Source organism: Pseudomonas sp. GL_091, from assembly GCF_057837725.1.
Genome location: NZ_CM174451.1, coordinates 373631 through 398959 on the forward strand (window position 1 = coordinate 373631; position 25329 = coordinate 398959).

A 25329-nucleotide genomic window follows, 5' to 3' on the forward strand; every position below is an offset into this window, starting at 1 on the left:
GTAAAACCGCCGGACGCGGTCTAGCAGGCAAAAGCGGTGGCCGCTACGCGCCCAAGCGGGAGCAAGCTCCCTCGCCACAGAAGCGGTGCACGATGTCAGAAAAGTCGTGCCAGCAGCGCGGTCACGGCGGTTTCGACGCGCAGGATGCGCTCGCCCAGCTGCACCGGTTGCAGGCCGGATTTGCCCAGCAGGTCGATCTCGTAGGGAATCCAGCCCCCCTCGGGGCCGATGGCCAGGGTCACCGGTTCGCTGAGTGCGCGAGGGCAGGGCGGGTAATTGCCCGGATGCCCCACCAGGCCGAGGGTGCCTTCGGTAATCGCCGGCAGACGGTCTTCGACGAACGGCTTGAAGCGCTTCTCGATCACGACTTCCGGCAGCACGCTGTCCCGGGCCTGTTCGAGGCCAAGGATCAACTGCTCGCGAATCGCCTCGGGCTCCAGGAATGGGGTCTGCCAGAAGCTCTTCTCGACGCGATAGCTGTTGACCAGCACGATCCGTGGCACACCCATGGCCGCCACGGTCTGAAACACCCTGCGCAGCATCTTGGGCCGTGGCAGAGCCAAGACCAGGGTCAATGGCAGCTTGGCCGGTGGTGGTTGGTCGAGGGTGACGCGCAATTCCGCTTCGTCGGCGTCCAGGCGCATCACTTCGGCCGAACCCATCAGCCCGCCGATCCGCCCGACGCGCATGCTGTCACCGACTTCACAGCGGTGGACTTCCTGCATGTGGGTCAACCGGCGATCACGCAGGACCGCCCGGTCGGCCGCAATGAAATCGGCCTCTTCAAGAAGCAGCAGGTTCACGCTTGGGTCGCTGGCGGCTGGTCGTTATGGTCGTCAGCCGGCTGATCATCCGGGTGCTCGCCACGTTTGCTGATCAGGCTGCCAAACAGAATGCCGATCTCGAACAACAGCCACATCGGCACGGCCAGCAGGGTCTGCGAGAAGATGTCCGGCGGTGTCAGGATCATGCCGACTACGAAGCAGCCAATGACCACGTACGGACGGATCTTCTTCAGGTATTTGACGTCGACCACGCCGATCCACACCAGCAGCACCACGGCCACCGGGATTTCGAACGCCACGCCAAAGGCGAAGAACAGCGTCATGACGAAATCGAGGTAGCTGGTGATGTCGGTCATCATTTCCACACCGGCTGGGGTGGCGGCGGCGAAGAACTTGAAGATCAGCGGGAACACCAGGTAGTAGGCGAACGCCATGCCGGCATAGAACAACACGATGCTGGACATCAGCAATGGCACAGCAATGCGCTTTTCATGCTTGTACAGGCCCGGGGCGATGAAGCCCCAGATCTGGTGCAGGATCACCGGGATTGCCAGGAACAGCGAGACCATCATCGTCAACTTCAGTGGCGTCAGGAACGGCGACGACACATCGGTGGCAATCATCGTCGCGCCGGCGGGCAGGTACGCGCGCAGCGGCGTGGAGACGAAGGTGTAGATCTGCTGGGTGAAGGCGAACAGCCCGGCAAAGATGATGAAGATCGCCGCTACGCAGCGCAGCAGACGGGTACGCAACTCGGTGAGGTGCGAAACCAGCGGCATGTGCTGGTCGTTTTCAGGAAGATCGCTCATGGGGCTCGCGGCGGCAGTGTTGGGTCATGAGGGGCCGGCGCAACGGGCGCAGCCGCAGGTGTAACGGGTTCAACCGGAGTGGCTGCAACAACAGTTGCAGGTTCGACAGGCGCTACAACGGGAGCAAGTGTCGAGTCGACAGCAGCGGCAGGCGCATGAATCGTCTGCTCGCCCACATGTTCCACCGGCGTCGGCTCCTGCTGGGTCGGCGTGAAGATTTTCCGCGCCTCCTGCTCAAGCGACAGGATGTGCTCGTTGTGCAGTTGCCGACGGATTTCGTCGGCACCGATTTCACGTTCAACTTCCTGTTTGATTGCGTTGAAGCTGCGCTTCAGACGCCCGACCCACAGGCCAGCGGTGCGCGCAGCGCCCGGCAAGCGCTCGGGACCCAGCACAAGCAGGGCAACGAGGCCGACGAGCAGCAGTTCAGAGAAGCTGATACCAAACATTAGTCAGTGCTCACACGTCTTTGCGGATCGGCTCTTCGACTTTCTGTGCCTGCACGTCGATGGTGTGCGGCTGGTTTACAGAGGCCTGAGGCTGTACCGGTGGAACCGGTTGGGCCGGGGTCGCATTCGGGTCGGCAGGCTTTTCGTCGTCGTTCATGGCTTTCTTGAAGCCCTTGATCGACTCGCCGACGTCGGTGCCGAGGTTTTTCAGTTTCTTGGTGCCGAACACCAGTACCACGACAACCAGGATGACGATCCAGTGTTTCCAGTCAAAAATGCCCATGCTGCTGCTCCTCTCTAATAGTTATTCAGGCGGACGGGCGCGAGGCTTTCTCAGCGTGTCCGGAGAGACCGAAACGACGGTCCAGTTCATCGAGTACAGCCTGTGGATGCTGCCCCAATTGGGCGAGCATGACCATGCTGTGGAACCACAGATCGGCGGTTTCGTAGATCACATCGCTGCAGTCGCCGCTGACGGCGGCGTCCTTGGCGGCAATGATGGTTTCGATCGACTCTTCGCCGACTTTTTCCAGAATCTTGTTCAAGCCCTTGTGGTACAGGCTGGCGACATACGAGCTGTCGGCGGCAGCGCCTTTGCGCTCCTCCAGTACCTCGGCGAGGCGGGTGAGAGTGTCACTCATGTGTGTGCCCTGCGGAATAGATGGCGTGCGGATCTTTCAGGACCGGGTCGACGGTTGTCCAGTCGCCGTTCTCATAGACGCGGTAGAAGCAGCTCTGACGGCCGGTATGGCAGGCGATGTCGCCGATCTGCTCGACCATCAGGATGATGACGTCGGCGTCGCAGTCCAGGCGCATCTCGTGCAGGGTTTGCACATGGCCGGACTCTTCGCCCTTGCGCCACAGCTTGCCACGGGAACGCGACCAGTATATGGCGCGGTTCTCGGCAGCGGTCAGTTCCAGTGCTTCGCGGTTCATCCAGGCCATCATCAGGACGCGCCCGGTCTTGTGATCCTGGGCAATGGCCGGCACCAGGCCGTCAGCGTCCCACTTGATCTCGTCCAGCCAATTCTTCATCTACGACTCCGATACGGGCCCGCACTTCAATAATCGGGGGCCTACGTTCAATGCAGCGTCCAAACAGTGTGCCAGCGTGTTGCACAACTGGCTATCGGCGTACGACCAGATACAAACCGACCGCCATCATGATACCGGCCGGCCAGTAAGCCAACTGGTTCAGCGGGCCGCCCGCGGCAAGGATGGCGCCACCGGCCAGGTGCGCCGTGCCGAGCAGGCGCAGGAACCAGTCGTCACGGCGTCGGTGCCACGCAGGCGACGGGTCGTAGGCGTGGGGTTGGGACATGCGTTCGAGCAGGTCGCGGGCCATGTTGGCCAGGTGCGGGATCTGTTCGAACTGGCTGTGCACGTTACCGAGCAGGGCTTTGGGGCTGACCCGCTCGCGCATCCAGCGTTCGAGGAACGGCTGCGCGGTGTTCCACAGATCGAGGTCCGGGTACAGCTGACGACCCAGGCCTTCGATGTTCAGCAGGGTTTTTTGCAGCAGGACCAGTTGCGGCTGCACTTCCATGTTGAAGCGGCGCGCGGTCTGGAACAGGCGCATCAGCACCTGGCCGAAAGAAATGTCTTTTAACGGTTTTTCGAAGATCGGCTCGCACACGGTACGGATCGCTGCTTCGAATTCGTTGAGTTTGGTTTCCGCCGGCACCCAGCCCGAATCGATGTGCAACTGCGCCACGCGACGGTAATCGCGCTTGAAGAAGGCGAACAGGTTGCGTGCCAGGTAATCCTGGTCTTCCGGGGTCAGGCTGCCGACGATGCCGCAGTCGATGGCAATGTATTGCGGGCTCCACGGATTCACGGTGCTGACGAAAATGTTGCCGGGGTGCATGTCGGCGTGGAAGAAGCTGTCGCGGAACACCTGGGTGAAGAAAATCTCCACGCCACGCTCGGCGAGCATTTTCATGTCGGTGCGCTGGTCGGCCAGGGTTGCCAGATCGGTGACCTGGATGCCGTAGATGCGCTCCATCACCAGCACTTTCGGCCGGCACCAGTCCCAATAGACTTGCGGCACGTACAGCAGCGGCGAGCCGTCGAAGTTGCGCTTCAACTGGCTGGCGTTGGCCGCCTCGCGCAGCAGGTCGAGTTCGTCGTAGATGGTTTTTTCATAATCACTGACCACGTCCACCGGATGCAGCAGGCGCGCATCGGCCGAGAGTTTTTCGGCGGCGCGGGCGAGGATGAATAGCCACGCCAGGTCCTGGGCGATCACTGGTTTGAGGCCCGGGCGGATCACCTTGACCACCACTTCTTCGCCGGTTTTCAGCTGTGCGGCATGCACCTGTGCTACCGACGCCGAGGCCAGCGGTTCGACGTCGAAACGGCTGAACACTTCGCTGATTTTCTTGCCGAGTTGTTCTTCGATCAGCTTGACCGACACTTGCGAGTCGAACGGCGGCACGCGGTCCTGCAGCTTCATCAGCTCATCGGCGATGTCTTCTGGCAGCAGGTCGCGACGGGTGGACAGGATCTGCCCGAACTTGATGAAGATCGGCCCCAGGTCCTGCAACGCCAGGCGCAAGCGCGCGCCACGGCTCAGGTCCAGGGTCTTGCGCGGGAACCAGCGCCACGGCAAGGCATAACGCAGCGCCCGCAAGAACCAGGGCAGCGGCAGGGCGAACAGCAGGTCATCGAGGCGGTAGCGGATCACGACGCGCTGGATGCGCAACAAACGGCGGACGGCAAGCAGCTTCATGCGTTATCGCTTGGGTCGAGGGATCGGGAAAGGCGCTCGAATCGCGCCTCGAGACGTTCCAGATCGAGCTTGATCTGGTCCAGTTCACTGAATCGGGCTTCGGCTTCGCGCTGGCCGACGAGGGTGCGCGATTCTTCGGCCAGGTATTCGCCCAGGTTCTGGCCCAGGCTGGCAAAGCCTTGCTGATACCAGCGGGCGCGGCTGCGCAGATGACCGCCGAGCAGTTGCGTGGCCACCGGGCCGAGCCAGCGCGAGAGTTCGTACTCCCAGTCCAGCTCGAGGTCCTGGAGGATCGCCGCCAGCTCCAGCAGCACGCCGCTGTCGCCGTCGAGTTCGACTTCAGGGGCGTGCAGAACAGAAGTCTTGTCCTTGCTCATCGCCAGTTTCAACAGGCTCGAGGCCGGTGCACGCAAGGTGCAGTCGGCGCCGGTTTCCCACTGGGAGGCAAGCATCAGGCCTTCGTCGCTGGGCAGGATGAACAATTGCAGCGCCGGGCTGCGGCAGTCGACGGCAATCACTCTGCCGCTCAAATGCGCCAGCCGCGGCAGCGCCGTGCTGTCGAGACGCAGCACCCGGTTCAGGCCGAGTTCAACGCTGGCGAGCAGGCCGGCGAGCAGCATCAGGGCTTGATGCCGCGGTGCAGGGCAACGATGCCTGCGGTCATGTTGTGATAGGTCACGCGGTCGAAACCGGCCTCGACCATCATCGACTTCAGGGTTTCCTGATTCGGGTGCATGCGGATCGATTCGGCCAGGTAGCGGTAGCTTTCCGAGTCGTTGGTGATCAGCTTGCCCATCAGCGGCATGAAGGCGAACGAGTAGGCGTCGTAGGCCTTGGACATCAGCGCGTTGGTCGGCTTGGAGAATTCCAGCACCAGCAAACGGCCGCCAGGCTTGAGTACGCGCAGCATCGAGCGTAGGGCATCTTCCTTGTGGGTCACGTTGCGCAGGCCGAAGGCGATGGTCACGCAGTCGAAATGGTTGTCCGGGAACGGCAGCTTTTCCGCATCGGCCTGGACGAATTCGACGTTGCCGGCCACACCGAGGTCCAGCAGGCGGTCACGACCGACCTTGAGCATGGATTCGTTGATGTCGGCCAATACGACCTGGCCGGTCGGGCCTACCAGGTGCGAGAATTTTTTGGTCAGGTCGCCAGTGCCGCCGGCGATGTCGAGCACGCGGTTACCGGCACGAACGCCCGACAGTTCGATCGCGAAACGCTTCCACAGACGGTGCATGCCGCCCGACAGAAGGTCGTTCATCAGGTCGTACTTGGCGGCTACCGAGTGGAAAACCTCAGCGACTTTTTCCGCTTTCTGGCTTTCCGGAACGTTTTTGAAGCCGAAGTGAGTGGTGGGTTCGGCATCGCTGCCTTTGCGCTGATCAGTCATATCGCTGTCACCAAAAGAGAATGCGCGACATTCTAATCCCCAAGGCATGCTTTGTCTTGGCAAGGCTGAAGGTAAGATGGGCAACCATCGGGACGTTTTGACGCAGCAGAGGTCAAGATGCCTCGGGAAAGCATCCATAAAGCAGGAGTCATTTGATGGCCCGTATTAGTGTTGAACGTGCCCATGGCCTGGGTAAGGCAGCGGCTCGCGAAAAGGCCGACAAGCTGGCGCAGAAACTTTCCGATCAATATGGCCTGGAGCCGCAGTGGTCCGGCGACACCCTGAACCTCAAGCGCTCGGGTGTGAAGGGCGCGGTGCATGTCAGTGAAGATTCGATCAAGGTCGACGTGGAGCTGGGCCTGATGATGTCGGCCATGAGCGGCATGATCAAAGCGGAAATCGAAAAGGCGCTGGATAAAGCGTTGGTCTGACTCGGTTTCCGCGTGAACCGAGATCCCATGTGGTAGCGAGCCTGCTCGCGATGAGGGAGTGTCAGTCGACATTCATTTTGACTGATGAATCGCTATCGCGAGCAGGCTCGCTCCCACATTTGTTTTGTGGTGCACCTGACCTTTCATGTCAGTTGTTAGGGTGCCGTTTCTAATTTTTCTCCCTACTTTGTGCCAGAGCCCGACACTTATCCGGGCAGTTCCTCAAACCTTCTGCGCGTGAGGTGCACCATGGCCAAAGTTATTTTGAAGAAAAAAATCGACCCGTCGACCAGCACGCTGAGCGACGTCAAATCCTATGCCCGCAAGATCTGGCTGGCAGGCCTGGGTGCCTACACCAAGGTCGGCCAAGAGGGTAGCGAGTACTTTCAAGAGCTGATCAAAGCGGGTCAGGTTGTTGAAAAGAAAGGCAAAAAGGTAGTCGCTGAGAAACTTGAAGCGGCCAATGCCGAGATCGATGAAGCCAAGAGTGAAGTCAGCACTTTCAAAGGCCGCGTCGAAGTTCAACTCGACAAGGTCGAGAAGGCGTTCGACACGCGTGTCGCAAGTGCCTTGAATCGTATCGGTATTCCGTCTAAACATGACGTTGAGGCACTCTCTGCTAAGCTCGATGAGCTGACGGCATTGCTCGAACGTGTCGCGCGTAAATCTTAAGGAGAACGGGATGGCTGTTAAAAAGAACACCGAAAAAGAAGGCAGCTCGTGGATCGGGAAGGTTGAAGATTACTCCCGAAAAATCTGGCTGGCTGGTTTAGGCGTGTACTCGAAGATCGACACTGACGGCAGCAAACTCTTCGATGCATTGGTTAAGGACGGCGAGAAAGCCGAGAAGCTCACCAAGAGCGCTGTTGGCAAGACAGTCGACGCCGCCAAGGACTCCGCTTCTTCGGCCAAGTCGCGCATCAGCGGCGTGAAAGATCGCGCACTGGGCAAGTGGGATGAGCTGGAAGGCGCTTTCGACAAGCGTTTGAACAGCGCCATTTCGCGTCTGGGCGTACCGAGCCGCAACGAAGTCAAAGCACTGCACAGCAAGGTCGATACCCTGACCAAGCAAATCGAAAAACTGACCGGTGCCAAGGTTGCGCCTGTTGCGGCGAAAACCGCGGCAGCCAAGCCTGCTGCCAAGCCGGCCGCCAAAACCGCAGCCAAGCCACTGGCAAAAGCAGCGGCTAAACCTGCTGCCAAGCCTGCCGCTAAAACTGCAGCCGCCAAACCGGCCGCCGCAAAAGCCGCCGCCAAACCAGCGGCTAAACCGGCCGCCAAGCCTGCAGCGAAAACTGCAGCGGCCAAACCGGCAGCCGTCAAGCCAGCGGCCAAACCCGCTGCGGCGAAAAAACCAGCGGTGAAAAAGCCGGCCGCTCCAAAAGCCGCCGCGCCAAAACCAGCAGTGGCAGCTGCCAAACCGGCAACGCCGACAGCTCCGGTCAGCGCATCGAACTCCGCTACCGCACCGACCCCTGCTGTCACCCCGACTGCCGCGCCAGCTCCATCGACGCCAACCAGTCAGTCCTGATTCTCAGGGCTCAAGAAAACGCCCGGCCTGTGAAGGTCGGGCGTTTTTGTTTGTGCGCGAATCTCTGAGCGACACAGACCCACTGTAGGAGCGAGCTTGCTCGCGATGGTATTGCAGGCGCTGAGTAGCGTCGGCTGTACCTTTTTCGCGAGCAAGCTCGCTCCTACAGGGGGGGCGTTGTGGCCAGGGTTATTCGTGGTCTTCCAGATACTCCATCGCCATCTGTTCGGTTGCAGCCTTCATCGATGGCAGCAGGTGCGGCGCCACCAGCATCATGATCTGGTAAACCACCAGCCGCACCTCGCCTTCACGGTCGAGAATCCGCTGATAGTCGAGTGAGAACAGCAACGTCATGGTGATCTGTTCCACCAGTTGCCCCAACGCCTGGGTCTCGCTGACCAGCAACCCCTGAGCCTGCAACCGCGCCAGCAGCGATGCCAGTGTGCGTTTGAGTGCATTGAGCAGGTTACGAATGCCCTTGGCCAGTTTCGGCAGGCGCCCGGCGAGGTTCGACAGGTCCTGGAACAGGAACCGGTAGTGGGACAGGCGTTCGACGATCAGGTGCAGGAACAGCCAGTATTCTTCGGGCGCCAGTTCGGCATCGGCCGGTGGGTCGAGCAAGGGCGCCAGTTCGCCCTGGAAGCGCTCGAACAGCCCGAGAATCAGCGGTTCCTTGCCGTGGAAGTGGTAGTAGAGGTTGCCCGGGCTGATGCCCATTTCATTGGCAACTTCCATAGTGGAGACATTCGGTTCGCCCTTTTGATTGAACAACTGCAGGGCACATTCGAGGATCCGGTCGCGGGTTTTCATCCAGTCTTCTTAATGATCGGGTCTTGCCACGGCCGGCAGAGGCCGTGGCTCGTTGAACGTCAGCGCACGCGTACGTAAGTACCGGGTGCTGCCTCCATCGGTGGATAGTTCTGGTTACCGAGCGCCATGTGGGTTTCCTTCTGCGCGCCGGAACGTTCTTGAATCCAGCTCAGCCATTGGGTCCACCAGCTGCCATCGACATGCTTGGCGTCGTAGTACCAGGCTCGGGGGTCGCTGCTCAGTTTGCCGTTCTCGACGTAGTTGGCTTTCGGGTTGCTCGGCGGGTTGAGGATGCTCTGCACATGACCGCTGTTGGACAGCACGAAGCGCCGCTCGCCACCGAGCAACAGCGTCGAGCGATACACCGCGTCCCACGGCGTGATGTGATCGTTGATGCCGGCGACGCTGAAGCTATCGACGGTGACCTTCTGCAAGTCGATCGGCGTGCCACACACTTCCAGCCCGCCCGGGTGGGTCAGCGGGTTGTGCTTGAAGAAGTCCAGCAGGTCGCCATGCAGGGCGGCCGGCAGGCGTGTGTTGTCGTTGTTCCAGTAGAGAATGTCGAACGCCGGTGGCTCCTTGCCTAACAGGTAGTTGTTGACGAAGTAGCTCCAGATCAAATCGTTGGGGCGCATCCAGGCGAAGACCTTGGCCATGTCGCGGCCGTCCAGTACACCCCGCTGATAGGAGCGGCGCTTGGCAGCCTCCAGAGTCTGCTCGTCGGCGAACAGCGTAGCGGGGCTGTCCATCTGACTGTCGAGCAGGCTCACCAGGTAAGTCGCGCTGGACACCCTGCGCAGCTGCCGCTTGGCCTGCAAGTGGCCTTGCAACGCGGCTATGGTCAGCCCGCCGGCGCAGGCGCCCATCAGGTTGACCTCGCGTGCGCCGGTGATCGCCCGGCAGACATTCATGGCCTCTTCCACGGCTTCCACGTAGGTCGAAAGCCCCCATTCGCGATGGCGCACATCCGGGTTGCGCCAACTGATCATGAAGGTTTGCAGGCCGTTTTTCAGGGCGTACTGGACGAAGCTGTTATGGGGGCTCAGATCGAAAATGTAGTACTTGTTGATTTGCGGCGGCACCACCAGCAGGGGCTTGGAATACTGCTTTTCGCTCATCGGCTTGTACTGGATCAGCTCCAGCAGCTCGTTGCGAAACACCACGGCACCGGTGGTGGTGGCGACCGTCTTGCCGACCTCGAACGCTTGCTTGGTGACTTGCCGGGGCAGGCCGTCGTTGTGCAGCAGATCGTCCACCAAATGGCTGATGCCACGCACCAGGCTGTTACCGCCGGAATTGAACAGTTCCTTGACCGCCAGTGGATTGAGCAGGGTGTTGGAGGGCGATACGGCGTCGTTGAGCAGGGCGAAAGCGAAGTGGGCGCGGGCGCGGTCGTCCGGACTCATGTTGCTCTCGTCGATCCAGCTCTTGACCTGTTTCTGCCAGCTCAGATAGGCCTGCAGGCTACGGCGATAAAACGGGTTGAGGCTCCACGCCGGATCGGCGAAGCGAGCGTCTTGCGGGTTGGTCGGGTGCAGGGTTTCGCCCAGCAGCACACGGCCAAGCTGACCGCCGAGTTTGAGGGCATGTCGGGCACTGTGTACCGGATTGCGCAAGCCATGGGCGGCCACACTGCGCAGGGTCGACAACAGATCCCGACCGCGCAGGCCGGTAATCGCACTCTGTGCATTGATGAACGCGGCGGGAGTCGGTAGGGAATCCCTCGCTGGTTTCTCGCGCATGAGTCAACACTCCTTCGTCTTCAGGCCAAAAACAAATACACCGAACCAGAACACCATAGACGCTGTAACGGATTGTTGCGCGGCGTGGCGTCCTGCCGGCCGCCGATGCAAAGGTTTAGCTGCCCAATGGCGCCGGACGCGGATGCATCACCGCGCGCTGGCGCTCCTCTTCCAGGAATTTCATGATGATCGGAGCTACCGCTTCGGCCCGGGTAATCAGGAACAGATGCCCGTCATCGATGATGTGCAACTGGGCGTTGGGAATCCGCCAGGCCAGCAAGCGCATGTTGACCAACGGGATCAGTGGGTCATCGTCACCGGCCAGTACCAGGGTCGGCTGGCGGATCTTGTGCAACCAGTGGATGCTGGTCCAGCCGAGGCCGGCGAACAGCTGCCAGTAGTAACCGAGCTTGCCCGCTGAACGCACCTTGGCCGCATGGCTGGCGGCCAGCGTCGGGTCGCGACGGAACGCACCACCGTAGATCATCGGCGCAATGCGGATCACGTGGGACGGCTGGATGTAACGTCGCGGGCTGGCCATCATCCACAGCACTTTCGGTTTGCCCGGCACCATCACCGCACCCGCCGCCGTTGCGGCCAGCACGAGTTTCTTGCAGCGCTCCGGATAGTCATAAGCGAACTGTTGGGCCAGGGCGCCACCCCAGGACACGCCGATGACGTTGACCTGCCCATAGTCGAGATAGTCGAGCATGCGCGCCGTGAGTTTCGCCAGGCTCGGAAAACGATACGGCCGGTTCGGTGTGGACGAACCGCCGACGCCGGGTACGTCGAAGGCGATGACTTCCAGGTCCGGGTCCAGCGCCGCGATAAACGGGAACACCAGCTCCAGGTTGGCGCCAATGCCGTTGAAAATCAGCAGGGGCGTCAAGTGAGGCTTGCCGGGGCGTACCGCCGTGCGGAGCGTCTGGCCATCCAGATCGACGGTACGGAATATGAAGGGTTGCGGCATGCTTCTGGCCCTGTGGGTCGCTCTCTTGAATTCTTCCCTGATCCCCTGTAGGAGCGAGCTTGCTCGCGAAAAACGTGAGGGCAACGCGTTATCCAAGCAGCACGCGTTATCGTTAACGTCCATCGCGAGCAAGCTCGCTCCTACAGGGGCGGGGTGTGTCAGTTACCGTTCGTGTACATAAGTGCCCGGTGCAGCTTCGCCCGCCGGGTAGGCCTTGTTGCCCAATTTCAGCGGTGCTTTTTTCAGGTTGCCCGCACGCTGTGCCTGCCACGCCTGCCAGTGCAGCCACCAGGAGTCGGCGTGCTTGGTCGACTCTTCTTGCCAGTCATCGGCATTGGCGGGCATTTCGGTGCTGGTCATGTAGCGCGATTTTGGATTGCCCGGCGGGTTTAGAATGCTCTGGATGTGCCCGCTGCTGGACAGCACGAACTCAACGTTGCCGCCGAACAATTGCGCCGACTTGTAGCAGGAACGCCACGGGGTGATGTGATCGTTGGTGCCGGCCAGCGAGAAGATGTCGGCGGTGACCTTCTTCAGATCGATCGGAGTGCCGCACACTTCCAGTGCATCGGCACGGGTCAACGGGTTACTTTTGAACATCTCGATCAGGTCGCCATGGAACGCAGCGGGCAACCGGGTGGTGTCGTTGTTCCAGAACAGAATGTCGAATACCGGCGGTTCGTTGCCCAACAGGTAGTTGTTGACCCAGTAGTTCCAGATCAGGTCGTTGGGGCGCATCCAGGCGAAGACTTTCGCCATATCGCGACCTTCGAGAACACCGGCCTGGTAGGAGTGGCGCTTGGCGGCTTCGAGGGTTTGCTCGTCGACGAACAGGGCTACGTCGCTGTCCAGGGTGGTGTCGAGGACGCTGACCAGCAGGGTCAGGGCGTTGACCTTGTTCTCGCCGATTGCCGCGTAGTGGCCCAGCAGCGCGGTGCAGGTGATACCGCCGGAGCAGGCACCGAGCATGTTCACGTCTTTGCTGCCGGTGATCGAGGTGACCACATCAACCGCTTCCTTGAGCGCTTCGATGTAGGTCGACAGGCCCCACTCACGCTGCTCCTTGGTCGGGTTGCGCCAGCTGACGATGAAGGTCTGCACGTTGTTGCGCAGGCAGAACCGCGCCAGGCTCTTTTCCGGACTCAGGTCGAAAACGTAGAACTTGTTGATCTGCGGCGGTACCACCAGCAGTGGGCGTTCATGCACCTGTTCGGTGATCGGCTTGTACTGGATCAGCTCCAGCACGTCGTTGCGAAAGACCACTGCACCCTCGGTCACGCCAAGGGTCTTGCCGACCTCGAATGCGCCCATGTTGACCTGGCTCGGCATGCCGCCGTTATGCACCAGGTCCTTGGCCAGATGCGAGAGGCCATCGAGCAGGCTTTTACCACCGGTTTCGAAGAAGCGCTTGACCGCCGCCGGGTTGGCCGCCGTGTTTGTCGGGGCGAAGGCTTCGGTCATCAGGTTGATCACAAAGTGCCCACGGCTGACGTCCTTGGGCGGCAGGTTGCTGTCGCCGATCCAGTCGTGGAGTTCCTTGCGCCACGCCAGGTAGGTTTGCAGATAACGTTTGTAGAGCGGGTTCTGGCTCCAGGCCGGATCCGCAAAGCGACGGTCATCGCTGCCCGGTTGCAGTTCGGATTTACCGAACAGCACGTTCTTGAGTTCAAGGCCGAAATGAGCGACATGTTTGGCGCTGTGAATCGGTTGTTTGATGGCCTGCCTGAGCACCATTCGAGCAGAAGCCAGTAGATCCTTTCCACGCAGTCCAACGACAGGATTCAGCCCCAAGGTGTTTTCCGAGGCTTGACTCTTCAAGTCATCGTTATTCTTGTTACTCATCTACGACGCTCCATTGTCCTGAGACGAGTACCGGGTCCTGCTGTGTAGTCACACAGCCAATGCCAGGTACTACTGCTCGGGGTGACCGTTAATACTGCATCGCTGCTTTTTTAATGCAGAGAGCACTGCAGGGAACTTGCCAGTTCCATTGGTTACCCGAGTTTAATTTTTTTCGCAAGCAGGCCAATCGGCGGCCCTGAAGCGGAGCATTCAAACAGATGAAATTAGAAAATGCCCTCTAAAGAGCAAGAGGCTCGGATTAGAGCATCAGTTTGACGACGGATTCGTTCGGATCGCGGGTTTTTCCGGCGGCTTTGAGCTCGGCCAGATAATCTTCCCAGAGTGCGTCATAACGTCGCCCCAGCTCGTAGAGGTATTCCCAGGTGAACAGGCCGCTGTCGTGACCGTCATCGAAGGTCAGTTTCAGTGCGTACTGACCGGCCGGTTCTACCTTGGTCAGGCCGACGTTGATCTTGCCAAATTGCAGGATGGGTTTGCCGTGGCCCTGGACCTCGGCGGAAGGAGAGTGCACGCGCAGGAACTCGGCGGGCAGGGTGTATTCCTCGCCGGACGCGTATTTCAGCGACAGGGTTTTCGAGGCTTTGTGCAGCTTGATGTCGGTGGGGAGTTGGGTCATGAGCGCCGTTCCGTTATGGATGGAACCCTGTAGGAGCGAGCTTGCTCGCGATGGTGTGTCAGTCGACATCAATGCCACTGACTGCCCATCGCGAGCAAGCTCGCTCCTACAAGTATGGCTTACAGGATATAACGGGACAGGTCTTCGTTCTGCGCCAATTCGCCCAGGTGGCTGTTGACGTAGTCGGCGTCGATCTGGATCACCTTGCCGTCATGAACGCTGGCCAGATCGCCGGCGCTGAACGACACCTCTTCGAGCAGGCGCTCAAGCAGGGTGTGCAGGCGACGGGCACCGATGTTTTCGGTTTTCTCGTTGACCTGCCAGGCGATCTCCGCGATGCGCTTGATGCCGCTCGGCTGGAACTCGATGCCCAGGCCTTCGGTTTTCAGCAGCGCGCAGTATTGCTCGGTGAGCGAGGCGTGAGGCTCGCTGAGGATGCGTTCGAAGTCTTCCGGGCTCAGGGCCTTGAGTTCGACACGGATCGGCAGACGGCCTTGCAGCTCGGGCACCAGGTCGCTCGGCTTGCTCAGGTGGAACGCACCCGAAGCAATGAACAGGATATGGTCGGTCTTGACCATGCCCAGCTTGGTGTTGACGGTGCAGCCTTCGATCAGCGGCAGCAAGTCACGCTGCACACCTTCACGGGACACATCGACGCCGCCGGAATTGCCACGCTTGGCCACCTTGTCGATTTCGTCGATGAACACGATGCCGTGCTGCTCGACCGCTTCCAGGGCCTTGGCCTTCAACTCTTCATCGTTGACCAGGCGGCTGGCTTCTTCGTCGCGTACCAGCTTGAGCGCTTCCTTGACCTTGAGCTTGCGGGCTTTTTTCTTGCCCTTGCCCATGTTGGCAAACAGGCTTTGCAGCTGGTTGGTCATTTCTTCCATGCCCGGTGGCGCGGAGATATCGACGCCGGCCATTTCGGCGACTTCGATTTCGATCTCCTTGTCATCCAGCTGACCTTCGCGCAGGCGCTTGCGGAACAGCTGACGGGTGTTGGAGTCGGCAGTCGGGGCGTCGTCGTTGCTGAAACCCATGCGTGCCGGTGGCAGCAGGGCGTCGAGGATGCGCTCTTCGGCAGCGTCTTCGGCGCGGTGGCGAACCTTGACGATTTCCTGCTCGCGCAGCAGCTTGATCGCGGCATCGGCCAGGTCACGAATGATCGATTCGACGTCGCGGCCGACATAGCCGACTTCAGTGAACTTGGTCGCTTCGACCTTGATGAACGGTGCATTGGCCAGTTTCGCCAGACGACGGGCGATCTCGGTTTTACCGACGCCGGTCGGGCCGATCATCAGGATATTCTTGGGTGTTACTTCAACACGCAGCTCTTCAGGCAGCTGCATGCGGCGCCAGCGGTTGCGCAGGGCAATGGCGACGGCGCGCTTGGCATCGTCCTGGCCGATGATGTGGCGGTTGAGTTCGTGGACGATTTCACGGGGAGTCATGGACATAGTATTTAGCGGACCTCAAGCAAGAATGAGCCGTGGCGCGATGGCCAACACGGGCTTACTCGGCGCAGTCCTGCTCCTCAATGGTCTGAGTGTGATTGGTGAATACGCAGATGTCGGCGGCGATGCCGAGGGCGGTTTCGACGATTTCCCGGGCCGACAGATCGGTTTTCTTCAGCAGCGCGCTGGCAGCGGCCTGGGCGTAACCGCCGCCGGAACCCATGGCGATCAGGCCTTCTTCGGGTTCAACCACATCGCCGTTACCGGTGATGATCAGGGAGGCGTCTTTGTTGGCGACCGCGAGCATGGCTTCAAGGCGGCTCAGGGAGCGGTCGGTGCGCCATTCTTTGGCGAGTTCGACGGCGGCACGGACCAAATGGCCCTGATGCTTTTCAAGCTGGCCTTCGAAACGTTCGAAGAGGGTAAAGGCGTCAGCGGTGGCACCGGCAAAACCGGCAATGACCTGGCCGTGGTACAGGCGGCGAACTTTTTTCGCGTTGCCTTTCATCACGGTATTACCAAGGGAAACCTGGCCGTCGCCGCCCATGACGACTTTGCCGTGGCGGCGAACTGAAACGATGGTGGTCAAGGGAAGAGTCTCCACGCAGCGGGGCGAAAGTGCCTTATGAAAACTCATATGGGGGTGGTGGAGCGTTTTTCAACTGTAGGGCGCGGCGGGGGACGAATGGCGTGCAATAACTGTGGCGAGGGGGCTTGCCCCCGCTGGGGTGCGAAGCGCCCCCAAAACCCGGACACCATGTTGCTTCAGACAAGTCCGCAATTCCGGTTTTGCGGCCGCTGCGCGACCGAACGGGGGCAAGCCCCCTCGCCACAGGGTTTTGTGGGCAACCTCAAGCAAGGTGCCCACAGGGAGGCGTTATCGGCTCTGGCGTTGTTGTAACAGCAAGTTGCTGAAGCCTGCGCCCGCCAATTGTTTCTGCGCAGTGGTCAGTTGTTCGCGATTGCTGAACGGACCGACCAGAACCCGATACCAGGTTTCGTCTTTTACCGTGCCGGACTCAACCGCCACGGCCTGGCCCAACAGAATGATCTGCGCCCGAACCTTGTCCGCATCAGTCTCTTTGCGGAACGAGCCAGCCTGCAGGAAAAACTTCGTCACAGGCGCAGCCTTGACCGGTGGCGCGGGAGGCGGAGTAATCCCGGCCAAAGCAGCCTGGGCGCGAGCCGTGTCGATCTTCGCCGCTTCGGCCGGGGTGACCGGCGTTGTCGGGATGACCGGCACTTGCGGCGTCGGCAGAGTTTTTTCCGGCACGGCATCCGGCGGCACGATGACTTCCGATTCCGGCAGCAAGGTGTAGAAGTCGTACTTCGGCTTCACCGGTTGCGTCGGGCTCGGCGGGGTCTTGTTGGCCTCGGCGATCTTGCTGGCTTTCTGCTGTTGCTGTTGCTCGACTTTTTCACGCTTGACCGTGTCGCTGCCTTTGCCCGGTTCCAGCTTCATCAGGAATACGATGAAGGCGCCGACCGTCAGGCCGATGGCCATCCACAGCCAGCCCGGGATCGGTTGCTTCGCAGGAGCTTGGTAACGGCTGGCGCCACGCTTGGGTGCAGGTTTTTTCTTGGCAGCCAACTTACATACGCTCCAGAGTTTCCAGGCCCAAGAGTTCCAGGCCTTGCTTGAGAGTGCGTCCGGTCAGCGCGGCGAGGCGCAGGCGGCTCTGCATTTGTGCCGGGGTATCGGCGGCGAGGATCGGGCAGTTCTCGTAGAAGCTGGAGAACAGGCCGGCGACGTCGTACAGGTAAGTGCAGAGGATGTGCGGGGTGCCTTTTTCGGACACGTTGTTCAGGATCTCGCCAAACTGCGCGAGCTTCGCCGCCAGTTCGTGTTCGTGCGCCGCTTCGAGGACGATCTGGCCGTCGACTTCGCTGAAGTCCTTGCCGAGCTTGCGGAATACGCCGGCCACGCGGGTGTAGGCGTACAGCAGGTACGGCGCGGTGTTGCCTTCGAAGTTGAGCATCAGGTCGAAGTTGAAGCTGTAGTCGCTGGTGCGGTGCTTGGACAGGTCGGCGTATTTCACTGCGCCGATGCCCACCACCTTGGCGATGTTGCGCAGCTCAGTCTCGGCCAGTTCAGGGTTCTTGTCCTTGACCAGGGTGTAGGCGCGCTCCTGGGCTTCGGTCAGCAGGTCGATCAGCTTCACGGTGCCGCCATCACGGGTCTTGAACGGACGACCGTCCGCGCCGTTCATGGTGCCGAAGCCCATGTGTTCCATTTCCATCGGATGGGACACGAAACCGGCCTTGCGCGCCACGGCGAACACTTGCTGGAAGTGCAGGGCCTGACGCTGGTCGACGAAGTACAGCGCGCGATCGGCCTTGAGCTTGCCGCTGCGGTAGCGCACGGCCGCCAGGTCGGTGGTGGCGTAGAGGTAGCCGCCATCAGCCTTGACGATGATCACCGGCAGCGGGTCGCCGTCGGCGTTCTTGAACTCGTCGAGGAACACGCACTGGGCGCCGTTGCTCTCGACCAGCATGCCTGCGGCCTTCAAGTCGTTGACCACGTTGATCAGGTCGTCGTTGTAGGCGCTTTCGCCCATCACGTCGGCCATGGTCAGTTTGACGTTGAGCAGTTCGTAGATCTTCTGGCAGTGGGACAGCGAGATGTCCTTGAACTTGGTCCACAGCGCCAGGCAATCGGCGTCGCCGGCCTGCAACTTGACCACCAGGCCACGGGCGCGGTCGGCGAACTCTGCGGATTCGTCGAAGCGTTGCTTGGCGGCGCGGTAGAAGTTCTCCAGGTCCGACAGCTCGTCGCTGGTGATCGGGTTTTCCTGCAGGTAAGCCATCAGCATGCCGAACTGGGTGCCCCAGTCGCCGACGTGGTTCTGACGGATCACGGTGTCGCCGAGGAACTCCAGCACACGGGCCACGCCGTCGCCGATAATGGTCGAGCGCAGGTGGCCGACGTGCATCTCTTTGGCCAGGTTCGGCGCCGACAGGTCGACCACGGTGCGCTGCACCGGGCCGGCCTTGCGCACGCCGATGTGGGCGTCGGCCAGGGCGGCGTCCAGGCGGGTCGCCAGGGCGTCGGTGTTCTGGAAGAAGTTCAGGAAGCCTGGACCTGCGATTTCGGTCTTGGCGACATTTTCGTCAGCCGGCAGCGCGGCGATGATTTTTTCCGCCAGATCGCGCGGCTTCATGCCGGCCGGCTTGGCCAGCATCATGGCGATGTTGCTGGCGAAGTCGCCGTTCTTCTTGTCGCGGGAGTTTTCCACCTGGATCGCCGGCGACAGGCCTTCAGGCAACACACCTTCGTTGACGAGTTGGGTGATGGCTTGTTGGATCAGCTGGCGAATGGTGTCTTTCATGGTCTTCTCTTTCGACCGCAGGCGCGGCGGCGCATCATGCGCTGGTGGAAAAACTGGGCATTATCCGTTGCGAAGACGGGCTTGCCAACCTTAGCAGGCAGGTTATGGATGTGTGGTGACAATTCGTCCGCTTTCGCGAGCAGGCTCGCGATGGCAATCTTCAAATCAATACAAATCCACAGGATCAACATCCAAAGACCAGCGCACCGCCCGCCCGCTCGGCATCTGCTCCAGCACCAGCAGCCAACTGGCCAGCAAACGATGCAAGGGTGCCCGCGCCGTGGCCTGCAACAACAGCTGCGCACGATAACGCCCGGCCCGGCGCTCCATCGGTGCGGGGACCGGTCCCAATAATTCGATCCCCGTCAGATTCTGCTCGACCAGCAAACGCTCCGCCTCGCTGCACGCCTCATCCAGGAAACCTTCGGCCTGACCCGGTTTATGCGCCTCGGCCCGCAGCAGCGCCAGGTGCGCAAACGGCGGCAATCCGGCCGCACGACGTTCGCTCAAGGCCTGTTCGGCAAAGGCGAAATAGCCTTGCTCGGTCAATTGCACCAGCAGCGGATGGTCGGCCAGGTGCGTCTGGATAATCACCTTGCCCGGCTCTTCGGCGCGACCTGCGCGACCTGCGACCTGGACGATCAGCTGCGCCATGCGCTCGCTGGCGCGGAAGTCGCCGGAGAACAGGCCGCCGTCGGCGTCGAGGATCGACACCAGCGTCACCCGTGGAAAGTGGTGACCTTTGGCAAGCATCTGCGTGCCGATCAGGATGCACGGCTGGCCTTTTTGAATGGTCGCGAACAGCTGGTTCATCGCGTCCTTGCGCGATGTGCTGTCGCGGTCGACCCGCAGCACCGGATAGTCCGGGAACAGAATCGCCAGGCGCTCCTCGGCCCGTTCGGTGCCGGCGCCAACGGGGCGCAGATCGACCTTGTTGCACTTCGGGCACTGGCGCGGCACGCGTTCGACGTAGCCGCAATGGTGGCAGCGCAGCTCGCCGTAACGCTGATGCACGGTCATCCGCGCGTCACAGCGCTGGCACTCGGACATCCAGCCACAGTCATGGCACAGCAGGGTCGGGGCGAAGCCACGGCGGTTGAGGAACACCAGGACTTGTTGTCCGGCGGCCAGGGTCTGGCCGATGGCTTGTTGCATCGGCCCGGAAATGCCGCTGTCCAGCGGACGGCTTTTGACATCCAGACGCAGGAAGCGCGGCTGTTTGGCGCCGCCGGCTCGCTCGTTCAAGCGCAGCAGCCCATAGCGGCCGGTGTAGGCGTTGTGCAGGCTTTCCAGCGAAGGGGTGGCGGAGCCGAGGACAATCGGGATGTTTTCCTGTCGCGCTCGCACCAATGCCAGATCACGGGCGTGGTAGCGCAAACCTTCCTGCTGTTTATAGGAGCCGTCGTGCTCTTCGTCGATGATGATCAGGCCGGGGTTCTTCATCGGTGTGAACAGGGCCGAGCGGGTGCCGATAATGATATCGGCCTCACCGTCCCGGGCGGCCAGCCAGGCCTCGAGGCGTTCGCGGTCATTGACCGCCGAATGGATCAGCGCGATACGGGCATTGAAACGCTGCTCGAAGCGCGCCAGGGTCTGCGGGCCGAGGTTGATTTCCGGGATCAGCACCAGTGCTTGCTTGCCGGCCTCGAGGGTTTCGCGGATCAACTGTAGATAGACTTCGGTCTTGCCGCTGCCGGTAACGCCGGCCAGCAGGAACGCGTGATAACTGTCGAAGCCGGCGCGAATCGCCTCATAGGCGGCGCGCTGCTCCGGATTCAGCGGGAGTTCCGGTTGCGCCAGCCAGTGTTCGTGGCGTGCGCCCGGGGCGTGCCGGCGGATCTCGACCTGCACCAGATCCTTGGCCAGCAGCAAATCCAGGCTGTCCTTGCTCAGCATCAGTTTGCTCAGCAATTGATGGGCGACGCCATGGGGATGCTGGGCCAGCGTGGCCAGGGCTTCGCGCTGGCGCGGGGCGCGGGCGATGCGCGGATCATCGAGGCTGGCCCCCGGCGCGGCGGACCAGAAACGCTCCTGGCGTGCTTCGGCCAGCTCACCCTGGCGCAGCAAAACCGGCAACGCCCAACTCAAGGTGTCGCCGAGGCTGTGCTGGTAATACTGGGACGTCCACAGGCACAGCTTGAACAGCGCCGGCGGCAGCGGTGGCGTAGCGTCGAGCAGGGCCAGGGCCGGCTTGAGTTTCTCGACCGGTACTTCGCTGGTGTCGGTGACTTCCACCAGAATACCGATCATCTCCCGTCGGCCGAACGGCACCCGCAGGCGCATGCCAGGGTGCAACTGGGCGCGCAGGACGCCGGCCGGAGCGCGGTAGTCGAACAGGCGGCGCAGCGGCGAAGGCAGGGCGAGGCGCAGAATGGCGTCGGGCACGCGGGGGGATCTCGATTAGCAGGCAACAAAAGAAGGGGTGGACGCAGATCAATTGTGGGAATGCGCTTGAGGCCGGGAGCCTAGCAGACGGTCGGTCTCAGGGACAGCTTGCGTGAATGGGATTGTCTGGTAGAATCCGCGGCCTAATTACGTGCGGTATTCAACAATAGTGTTGGGTGGCGGCACGCTAGCCTGAGGAAGACACCATGAAAGCTGATATCCATCCAGAATACCCAGCAGTTGCTGTTACCTGCAGCTGCGGCAACAAGTTCGAAACCCGTTCGACCTTCGGCAAAGCCCTGGCGATCGACGTTTGCAACGAATGCCACCCGTTCTACACCGGTAAGCAGAAGACTCTGGACACTGGCGGCCGCGTTCAGCGCTTCGCCGACCGTTTCGGTGCTTTCGGCGCGAAAAAGGCCTAAGGCCAATCAACTTGGGAAGCCGTTCCGGTTTTTCCATGCTGATGAAAAAGGCGTCCCTTGCGGGCGCCTTTTTTGTGTCCGCGATTTGGCTATCCAGCGCCCAAGCGTTTTGCCCGGCACCCAGCGGCCTGACGCCCGTCGCGGTGCAGCGGGTGGTGGACGGCGACACTCTGCGCCTGAGCGATGGCCGCAGCGTGCGCATGATCGGCTTGAACACGCCGGAGCTAGGCAAGAATGGCCGCTCTGACGAACCGTTCGCCGTGGTCGCGCGCAAGCGGCTCGAAGCCCTGGTGGCGGCGAGTGATGGGCAGGTTGGTTTGCTGCCAGGTAAAGAAAGCAAAGACCATTACGGTCGCACCCTGGCCCATGTCTACGGTGCCGATGGCGCCAACCTTGAAGCGCAATTGCTCGCCGAAGGCCTGGGTTTCCAGGTGGCCGTGGCGCCGAATGTCGATCTTGTCGCCTGTCAGCAAGCTGCGGAACGCAGCGCCCGCCAGGCTGGGCTCGGTGTATGGCGCCAGTCGCCTGTACTGAAAGCGGAGCAGATCAGCACTTCCGGTTTTGCCGTGCTCAGCGGTCGTGTGAGCAAGGTTCAGCGCAATCGTGGCGGGGTTTGGATCGAGTTACAGGATTCGGTTGTATTGCGCATTGCGCCCAATCTCCTGGGGCGGTTCGATGCAGCTACGCTGGAAAGGCTCGAGGGCAAGCAAGTCGAGGCGCGCGGCTGGGTCCTGGATCGTTCGCGGCGTGGCGGTCTCAAGGAGGGTCAGGCACGCTGGATGTTGCCCTTGACCGACCCGGCGATGCTTCAAGCGGCGCAGTGATAAAAAATTGTAGACATTTTTTCTGTCGATTGTGAACAGTATATCCCTTGTGTTCCGTGGCTCTTGGCCCAAAGTCGTAGGGCCGGGCGCTTGACAGGGGTGACCGGTCAGTCTTGTGGGGACTTTGCGAGGCGCGTATCCTCGCTGACCAGTCTGTCCAACAGTAAAAGCGGAATGCCAAAATGTCTGATCTGAAAACTGCCGCTCTCGAATATCACGCCAATCCTCGTCCAGGGAAGCTGAGTGTCGAGCTCACCAAGGCCACTGCTACCGCTCGCGACCTGTCGCTGGCCTACAGCCCGGGCGTAGCCGAACCAGTACGCGAGATCGCCCGCGATCCTGAACTGGCCTACAAGTACACCGGCAAAGGCAACCTGGTTGCAGTCATTTCCGATGGCACCGCGATTCTCGGCCTGGGTAACCTCGGCCCATTGGCTTCCAAGCCAGTGATGGAAGGTAAAGGCGTGCTGTTCAAGCGCTTTGCCGGCATCGACGTTTTCGACATCGAAGTCGACTCCGAAAGCCCGCAAGCCTTCATCGACACCGTCAAGCGCATCTCCATCACCTTCGGTGGCATCAACCTGGAAGACATCAAGGCACCAGAGTGCTTTGAAATCGAACGCGCTCTGATCGAGCAGTGCGATATTCCGGTATTCCACGATGACCAGCACGGCACTGCTATCGTGACCGCGGCCGGCATGATCAACGCCCTGGAAATCGCTGGCAAAACCCTGCCGGAAGCCAAGATCGTCTGCCTGGGTGCCGGCGCTGCCGCCATCTCCTGCATGAAGTTGCTGGTGAGCATGGGCGCCAACATCGAAAACATCTACATGGTCGACCGTACCGGTGTGATCCACTCCGGCCGTGACGACCTGAACCAGTACAAGGCTGTGTTCGCTCACGCGACCGACAAGCGCACTCTGGCTGACGCCCTGCAAGGCGCTGACGTGTTCGTTGGCCTGTCCGGCCCGAACCTGCTGAGCGCTGAAGGCCTGCTGTCGATGGCGCCTAACCCGATCGTGTTCGCCTGCTCCAACCCGGATCCGGAAATCGCCCCGGAACTGGCGCACGCTACCCGTAACGACGTGATCATGGCCACCGGTCGTTCCGACTACCCGAACCAGGTCAACAACGTACTGGGCTTCCCGTTCATCTTCCGTGGTGCCCTGGACGTTCGCGCCAAGCGCATCAACGAAGAAATGAAAGTGGCTGCGGCCAACGCCCTGCGTGAACTGGCCAAGCTGCCAGTACCTCAGGAAGTGTGCGACGCCTACGGCGGCATCAAGCTGGAATTCGGTCGTGAGTACATCATTCCGAAGCCAATGGATGCCCGTTTGATCACCCTGATCTCCGATGCCGTGGCTAAAGCCGCCATCGAGACCGGCGTGGCAACCCTGCCGTATCCGAAGAACTACCCGCTGAAAAGCGTGGATGACGTGTTCAACGGCTAAGCCGTTGTAGCGCTTCAACGAAAAGCCCCGGCTTGTGAGAGTCGGGGCTTTTTTGTGCCTGACGGTTTTGTGCCGCCTGCCCGGGCCAGACAACATCAAAACCGGCAGGCAAAAAAAAGGTTCTTCACGGATTACCGGGAAAGACGCTCTTGATCTTCATGAAAAAGAATTCGCTATCCCGGTAACCGTACGCCATCCGTTTGATGACCTTTATTCGATTGTTTATGCCTTCCAACTGGCCCGTATGCATCGGCCAGCGAACACGGCTGACGATGCCCCGCCAGTAACCCTTCAGTCGTTTGGCAAACTGGATCAGGGCCGGTATCTCGCTTTCATGCGCATGGCGCAGCCATTGCTGCCAGGCTGATCGCCAGCCCCAGGCGGTGCTCGGTGTCCAAAGCGTTTTGAGTTCAGCCTTCATCAAATAGACCGTCATCAACGCTTGGTTGGCCGCCAGCAGATCCTCCAAACGGACCTGTTGCTCCGGCGTTTTCAGGTTCTGCGGGTTGCGCAGCAACAGCCATCGCGCTTGCTTGATGACCTTTCGGGCAGGTTTGTCATGGCGAAGCCGGTTCGCTTCGTCGACGCGGACTCGATCAATCACCTCTCGGCCATATTTGGCCACCACATGGAAGAGGTCGTAGACCACGCGCGCTTTTGGGCAGTGCTGACGAACCTCCAGGTCAAAGGCGGTGTTCATGTCCATCGCCACCGCTTCGATGCGAGCGCAACCCTCTGGCCCCAGCTCTTCGAAGAATGGCCTGATCGCCGCACGGCTGCGACCTTCGCCAATCCACAGCACTCGCCGGGTATCGGCGTCCAGCACCACGCTGGCGTAGCGATGACCTTTGAACAGCGCGAATTCGTCCATGACCAAGCGCCGTGGCTGCGCCTTTGGCAAAACACTCAACGCCGCTTGCAAGGCTCGACGCTCCAGCAACCGAACGCTGTCCCAATGCAGCCCGAACAGTTGAGCCACATGCAGCGTGGGCAGGCGTTCGCAGGCTTGAATGACGGCCTCGGCCAGGCGGCGCGTCATGCGGGCATAGCGATCCAGCCAACTGACGGATTCCATGCATTTGCCACAGTCGCGACAACCGACACGTCGAAGCAACACGCTGAGGCGCACCGCACGGCCGAGAATGGGCAAATCACGAATGACCCGCTGGCAGTACTCATGCGTGGTTGAGCACGGTTTTTGGCAGCCGCCACAGGAAGGAAATCGGGTGGCGTGGGGCGTCAGGTCGATTTGTAGATCATCGCCATCGGGCTTGATCGTGACGACAGAAAAGCCCTCCCAAAAGGGAAGGAAAGTATTAATATCGCGCATAAGA

At 60.8% G+C, this 25329-nt stretch carries 27 protein-coding genes; 6 read left to right on the top strand and 21 right to left on the bottom strand.

What is annotated here, in order from left to right:
- Positions 1-95: 95 nt before the first annotated feature.
- The 9 genes from AC3ITY_RS01705 to ubiE form a co-directional block, all read right to left on the bottom strand.
- Complete coding sequence (locus AC3ITY_RS01705; protein WP_489307295.1) at positions 96-803, bottom strand: 16S rRNA (uracil(1498)-N(3))-methyltransferase; 708 nt, start codon at positions 801-803, stop codon at positions 96-98.
- Complete coding sequence (gene tatC / locus AC3ITY_RS01710) at positions 800-1594, bottom strand: twin-arginine translocase subunit TatC (RefSeq protein ID WP_046039611.1); 795 nt, start codon at positions 1592-1594, stop codon at positions 800-802. Before tatC ends, AC3ITY_RS01705 begins: the two co-directional genes overlap by 4 nt.
- Positions 1591-2043 carry a Sec-independent protein translocase protein TatB gene (gene tatB, locus AC3ITY_RS01715; protein WP_489307296.1) on the bottom strand — a complete coding sequence of 151 codons (453 nt, stop codon included), beginning with the start codon at positions 2041-2043 and terminating at the stop codon, positions 1591-1593. The genes tatC and tatB overlap by 4 nt, the downstream gene beginning before the upstream one ends.
- Positions 2044-2053: 10 nt before the next feature.
- On the bottom strand, positions 2054-2326 hold the full coding sequence (locus tag AC3ITY_RS01720) for a twin-arginine translocase TatA/TatE family subunit (RefSeq protein ID WP_007989280.1): 273 nt from the start codon (positions 2324-2326) through the stop codon (positions 2054-2056).
- Between the two features lie 25 nt (positions 2327-2351).
- Positions 2352-2684 carry a phosphoribosyl-ATP diphosphatase gene (locus AC3ITY_RS01725; RefSeq protein ID WP_489307297.1) on the bottom strand — a complete coding sequence of 111 codons (333 nt, stop codon included), beginning with the start codon at positions 2682-2684 and terminating at the stop codon, positions 2352-2354.
- Complete coding sequence (gene hisI, locus AC3ITY_RS01730; protein ID WP_085725456.1) at positions 2677-3078, bottom strand: phosphoribosyl-AMP cyclohydrolase; 402 nt, start codon at positions 3076-3078, stop codon at positions 2677-2679. The genes AC3ITY_RS01725 and hisI overlap by 8 nt, the downstream gene beginning before the upstream one ends.
- A 91-nt stretch (positions 3079-3169) precedes the next feature.
- A complete protein-coding gene (gene ubiB / locus AC3ITY_RS01735) occupies positions 3170-4774 on the bottom strand; it encodes a ubiquinone biosynthesis regulatory protein kinase UbiB (RefSeq protein WP_489307298.1) in 1605 nt (534 codons plus the stop codon).
- Positions 4771-5394 (bottom strand): ubiquinone biosynthesis accessory factor UbiJ, encoded by a 624-nt coding sequence (locus tag AC3ITY_RS01740; protein WP_223457570.1) that lies wholly within the window; start codon positions 5392-5394, stop codon positions 4771-4773. Before AC3ITY_RS01740 ends, ubiB begins: the two co-directional genes overlap by 4 nt.
- A complete protein-coding gene (gene ubiE / locus AC3ITY_RS01745; RefSeq protein WP_053153319.1) occupies positions 5394-6164 on the bottom strand; it encodes a bifunctional demethylmenaquinone methyltransferase/2-methoxy-6-polyprenyl-1,4-benzoquinol methylase UbiE in 771 nt (256 codons plus the stop codon). The genes AC3ITY_RS01740 and ubiE overlap by 1 nt, the downstream gene beginning before the upstream one ends.
- A gap of 155 nt (positions 6165-6319) precedes the next feature.
- Between ubiE and AC3ITY_RS01750 the strand changes: the two genes are divergently transcribed.
- The 3 genes from AC3ITY_RS01750 to AC3ITY_RS01760 all read left to right on the top strand — a co-directional run bounded on the left by AC3ITY_RS01750 (position 6320) and on the right by AC3ITY_RS01760 (position 8126).
- Positions 6320-6595 carry a polyhydroxyalkanoic acid system family protein gene (locus AC3ITY_RS01750; RefSeq protein ID WP_489307299.1) on the top strand — a complete coding sequence of 92 codons (276 nt, stop codon included), beginning with the start codon at positions 6320-6322 and terminating at the stop codon, positions 6593-6595.
- A gap of 249 nt (positions 6596-6844) precedes the next feature.
- On the top strand, positions 6845-7267 hold the full coding sequence (locus AC3ITY_RS01755) for a phasin family protein (RefSeq protein ID WP_223457574.1): 423 nt from the start codon (positions 6845-6847) through the stop codon (positions 7265-7267).
- A 10-nt stretch (positions 7268-7277) separates the two neighbouring features.
- On the top strand, positions 7278-8126 hold the full coding sequence (locus tag AC3ITY_RS01760) for a phasin family protein (protein WP_489307300.1): 849 nt from the start codon (positions 7278-7280) through the stop codon (positions 8124-8126).
- Between the two features lie 189 nt (positions 8127-8315).
- Here the strand turns inward: AC3ITY_RS01760 and AC3ITY_RS01765 are convergent, their stop codons facing one another.
- The 11 genes from AC3ITY_RS01765 to AC3ITY_RS01815 all read right to left on the bottom strand — a co-directional run bounded on the left by AC3ITY_RS01765 (position 8316) and on the right by AC3ITY_RS01815 (position 21295).
- Positions 8316-8936 (bottom strand): TetR/AcrR family transcriptional regulator, encoded by a 621-nt coding sequence (locus AC3ITY_RS01765; RefSeq protein ID WP_489307301.1) that lies wholly within the window; start codon positions 8934-8936, stop codon positions 8316-8318.
- A 59-nt stretch (positions 8937-8995) separates the two neighbouring features.
- The gene (phaC, locus tag AC3ITY_RS01770; RefSeq protein WP_489307302.1) at positions 8996-10678 is read right to left on the bottom strand and encodes a class II poly(R)-hydroxyalkanoic acid synthase; all 1683 of its coding nucleotides are present in this window, start codon (positions 10676-10678) and stop codon (positions 8996-8998) included.
- 115 nt (positions 10679-10793) lie between these two features.
- Positions 10794-11648 carry a poly(3-hydroxyalkanoate) depolymerase gene (gene phaZ / locus AC3ITY_RS01775; protein WP_057712363.1) on the bottom strand — a complete coding sequence of 285 codons (855 nt, stop codon included), beginning with the start codon at positions 11646-11648 and terminating at the stop codon, positions 10794-10796.
- Between the two features lie 162 nt (positions 11649-11810).
- On the bottom strand, positions 11811-13490 hold the full coding sequence (phaC, locus tag AC3ITY_RS01780) for a class II poly(R)-hydroxyalkanoic acid synthase (protein ID WP_223457588.1): 1680 nt from the start codon (positions 13488-13490) through the stop codon (positions 11811-11813).
- 259 nt (positions 13491-13749) lie between these two features.
- Entirely contained in the window at positions 13750-14127 is a 378-nt protein-coding gene (locus AC3ITY_RS01785) for a gamma-butyrobetaine hydroxylase family protein (RefSeq protein ID WP_046039629.1), read from the bottom strand.
- Positions 14128-14246: 119 nt separating this feature from the next.
- Entirely contained in the window at positions 14247-15584 is a 1338-nt protein-coding gene (gene hslU, locus AC3ITY_RS01790; protein WP_008047842.1) for an ATP-dependent protease ATPase subunit HslU, read from the bottom strand.
- 55 nt (positions 15585-15639) lie between these two features.
- Complete coding sequence (hslV, locus tag AC3ITY_RS01795) at positions 15640-16170, bottom strand: ATP-dependent protease subunit HslV (protein WP_046031180.1); 531 nt, start codon at positions 16168-16170, stop codon at positions 15640-15642.
- A 288-nt stretch (positions 16171-16458) separates the two neighbouring features.
- Positions 16459-17172 (bottom strand): SPOR domain-containing protein, encoded by a 714-nt coding sequence (locus AC3ITY_RS01800; RefSeq protein ID WP_218429685.1) that lies wholly within the window; start codon positions 17170-17172, stop codon positions 16459-16461.
- A gap of 1 nt (position 17173) precedes the next feature.
- The gene (argS, locus tag AC3ITY_RS01805; protein WP_489307304.1) at positions 17174-18910 is read right to left on the bottom strand and encodes an arginine--tRNA ligase; all 1737 of its coding nucleotides are present in this window, start codon (positions 18908-18910) and stop codon (positions 17174-17176) included.
- The gene (locus tag AC3ITY_RS01810; protein WP_489307305.1) at positions 18907-19101 is read right to left on the bottom strand and encodes a hypothetical protein; all 195 of its coding nucleotides are present in this window, start codon (positions 19099-19101) and stop codon (positions 18907-18909) included. The genes argS and AC3ITY_RS01810 overlap by 4 nt, the downstream gene beginning before the upstream one ends.
- A complete protein-coding gene (locus AC3ITY_RS01815; RefSeq protein WP_489307306.1) occupies positions 19076-21295 on the bottom strand; it encodes a primosomal protein N' in 2220 nt (739 codons plus the stop codon). The genes AC3ITY_RS01810 and AC3ITY_RS01815 overlap by 26 nt, the downstream gene beginning before the upstream one ends.
- A gap of 206 nt (positions 21296-21501) precedes the next feature.
- Here AC3ITY_RS01815 and rpmE point away from each other — a divergent pair, with 206 nt between their 5' ends.
- The 3 genes from rpmE to AC3ITY_RS01830 all read left to right on the top strand — a co-directional run bounded on the left by rpmE (position 21502) and on the right by AC3ITY_RS01830 (position 23995).
- The gene (gene rpmE, locus AC3ITY_RS01820) at positions 21502-21720 is read left to right on the top strand and encodes a 50S ribosomal protein L31 (RefSeq protein WP_008047849.1); all 219 of its coding nucleotides are present in this window, start codon (positions 21502-21504) and stop codon (positions 21718-21720) included.
- Between the two features lie 35 nt (positions 21721-21755).
- A complete protein-coding gene (locus AC3ITY_RS01825; protein WP_489307307.1) occupies positions 21756-22544 on the top strand; it encodes a thermonuclease family protein in 789 nt (262 codons plus the stop codon).
- A 182-nt stretch (positions 22545-22726) separates the two neighbouring features.
- Complete coding sequence (locus tag AC3ITY_RS01830; protein ID WP_095942355.1) at positions 22727-23995, top strand: malic enzyme-like NAD(P)-binding protein; 1269 nt, start codon at positions 22727-22729, stop codon at positions 23993-23995.
- A gap of 124 nt (positions 23996-24119) precedes the next feature.
- Here AC3ITY_RS01830 and AC3ITY_RS01835 read toward each other — a convergent pair whose 3' ends face one another.
- Positions 24120-25325, bottom strand: coding sequence for an ISL3 family transposase (locus AC3ITY_RS01835; RefSeq protein WP_489307308.1), 1206 nt, complete (start codon positions 25323-25325; stop codon positions 24120-24122).
- Positions 25326-25329: the final 4 nt, after the last annotated feature.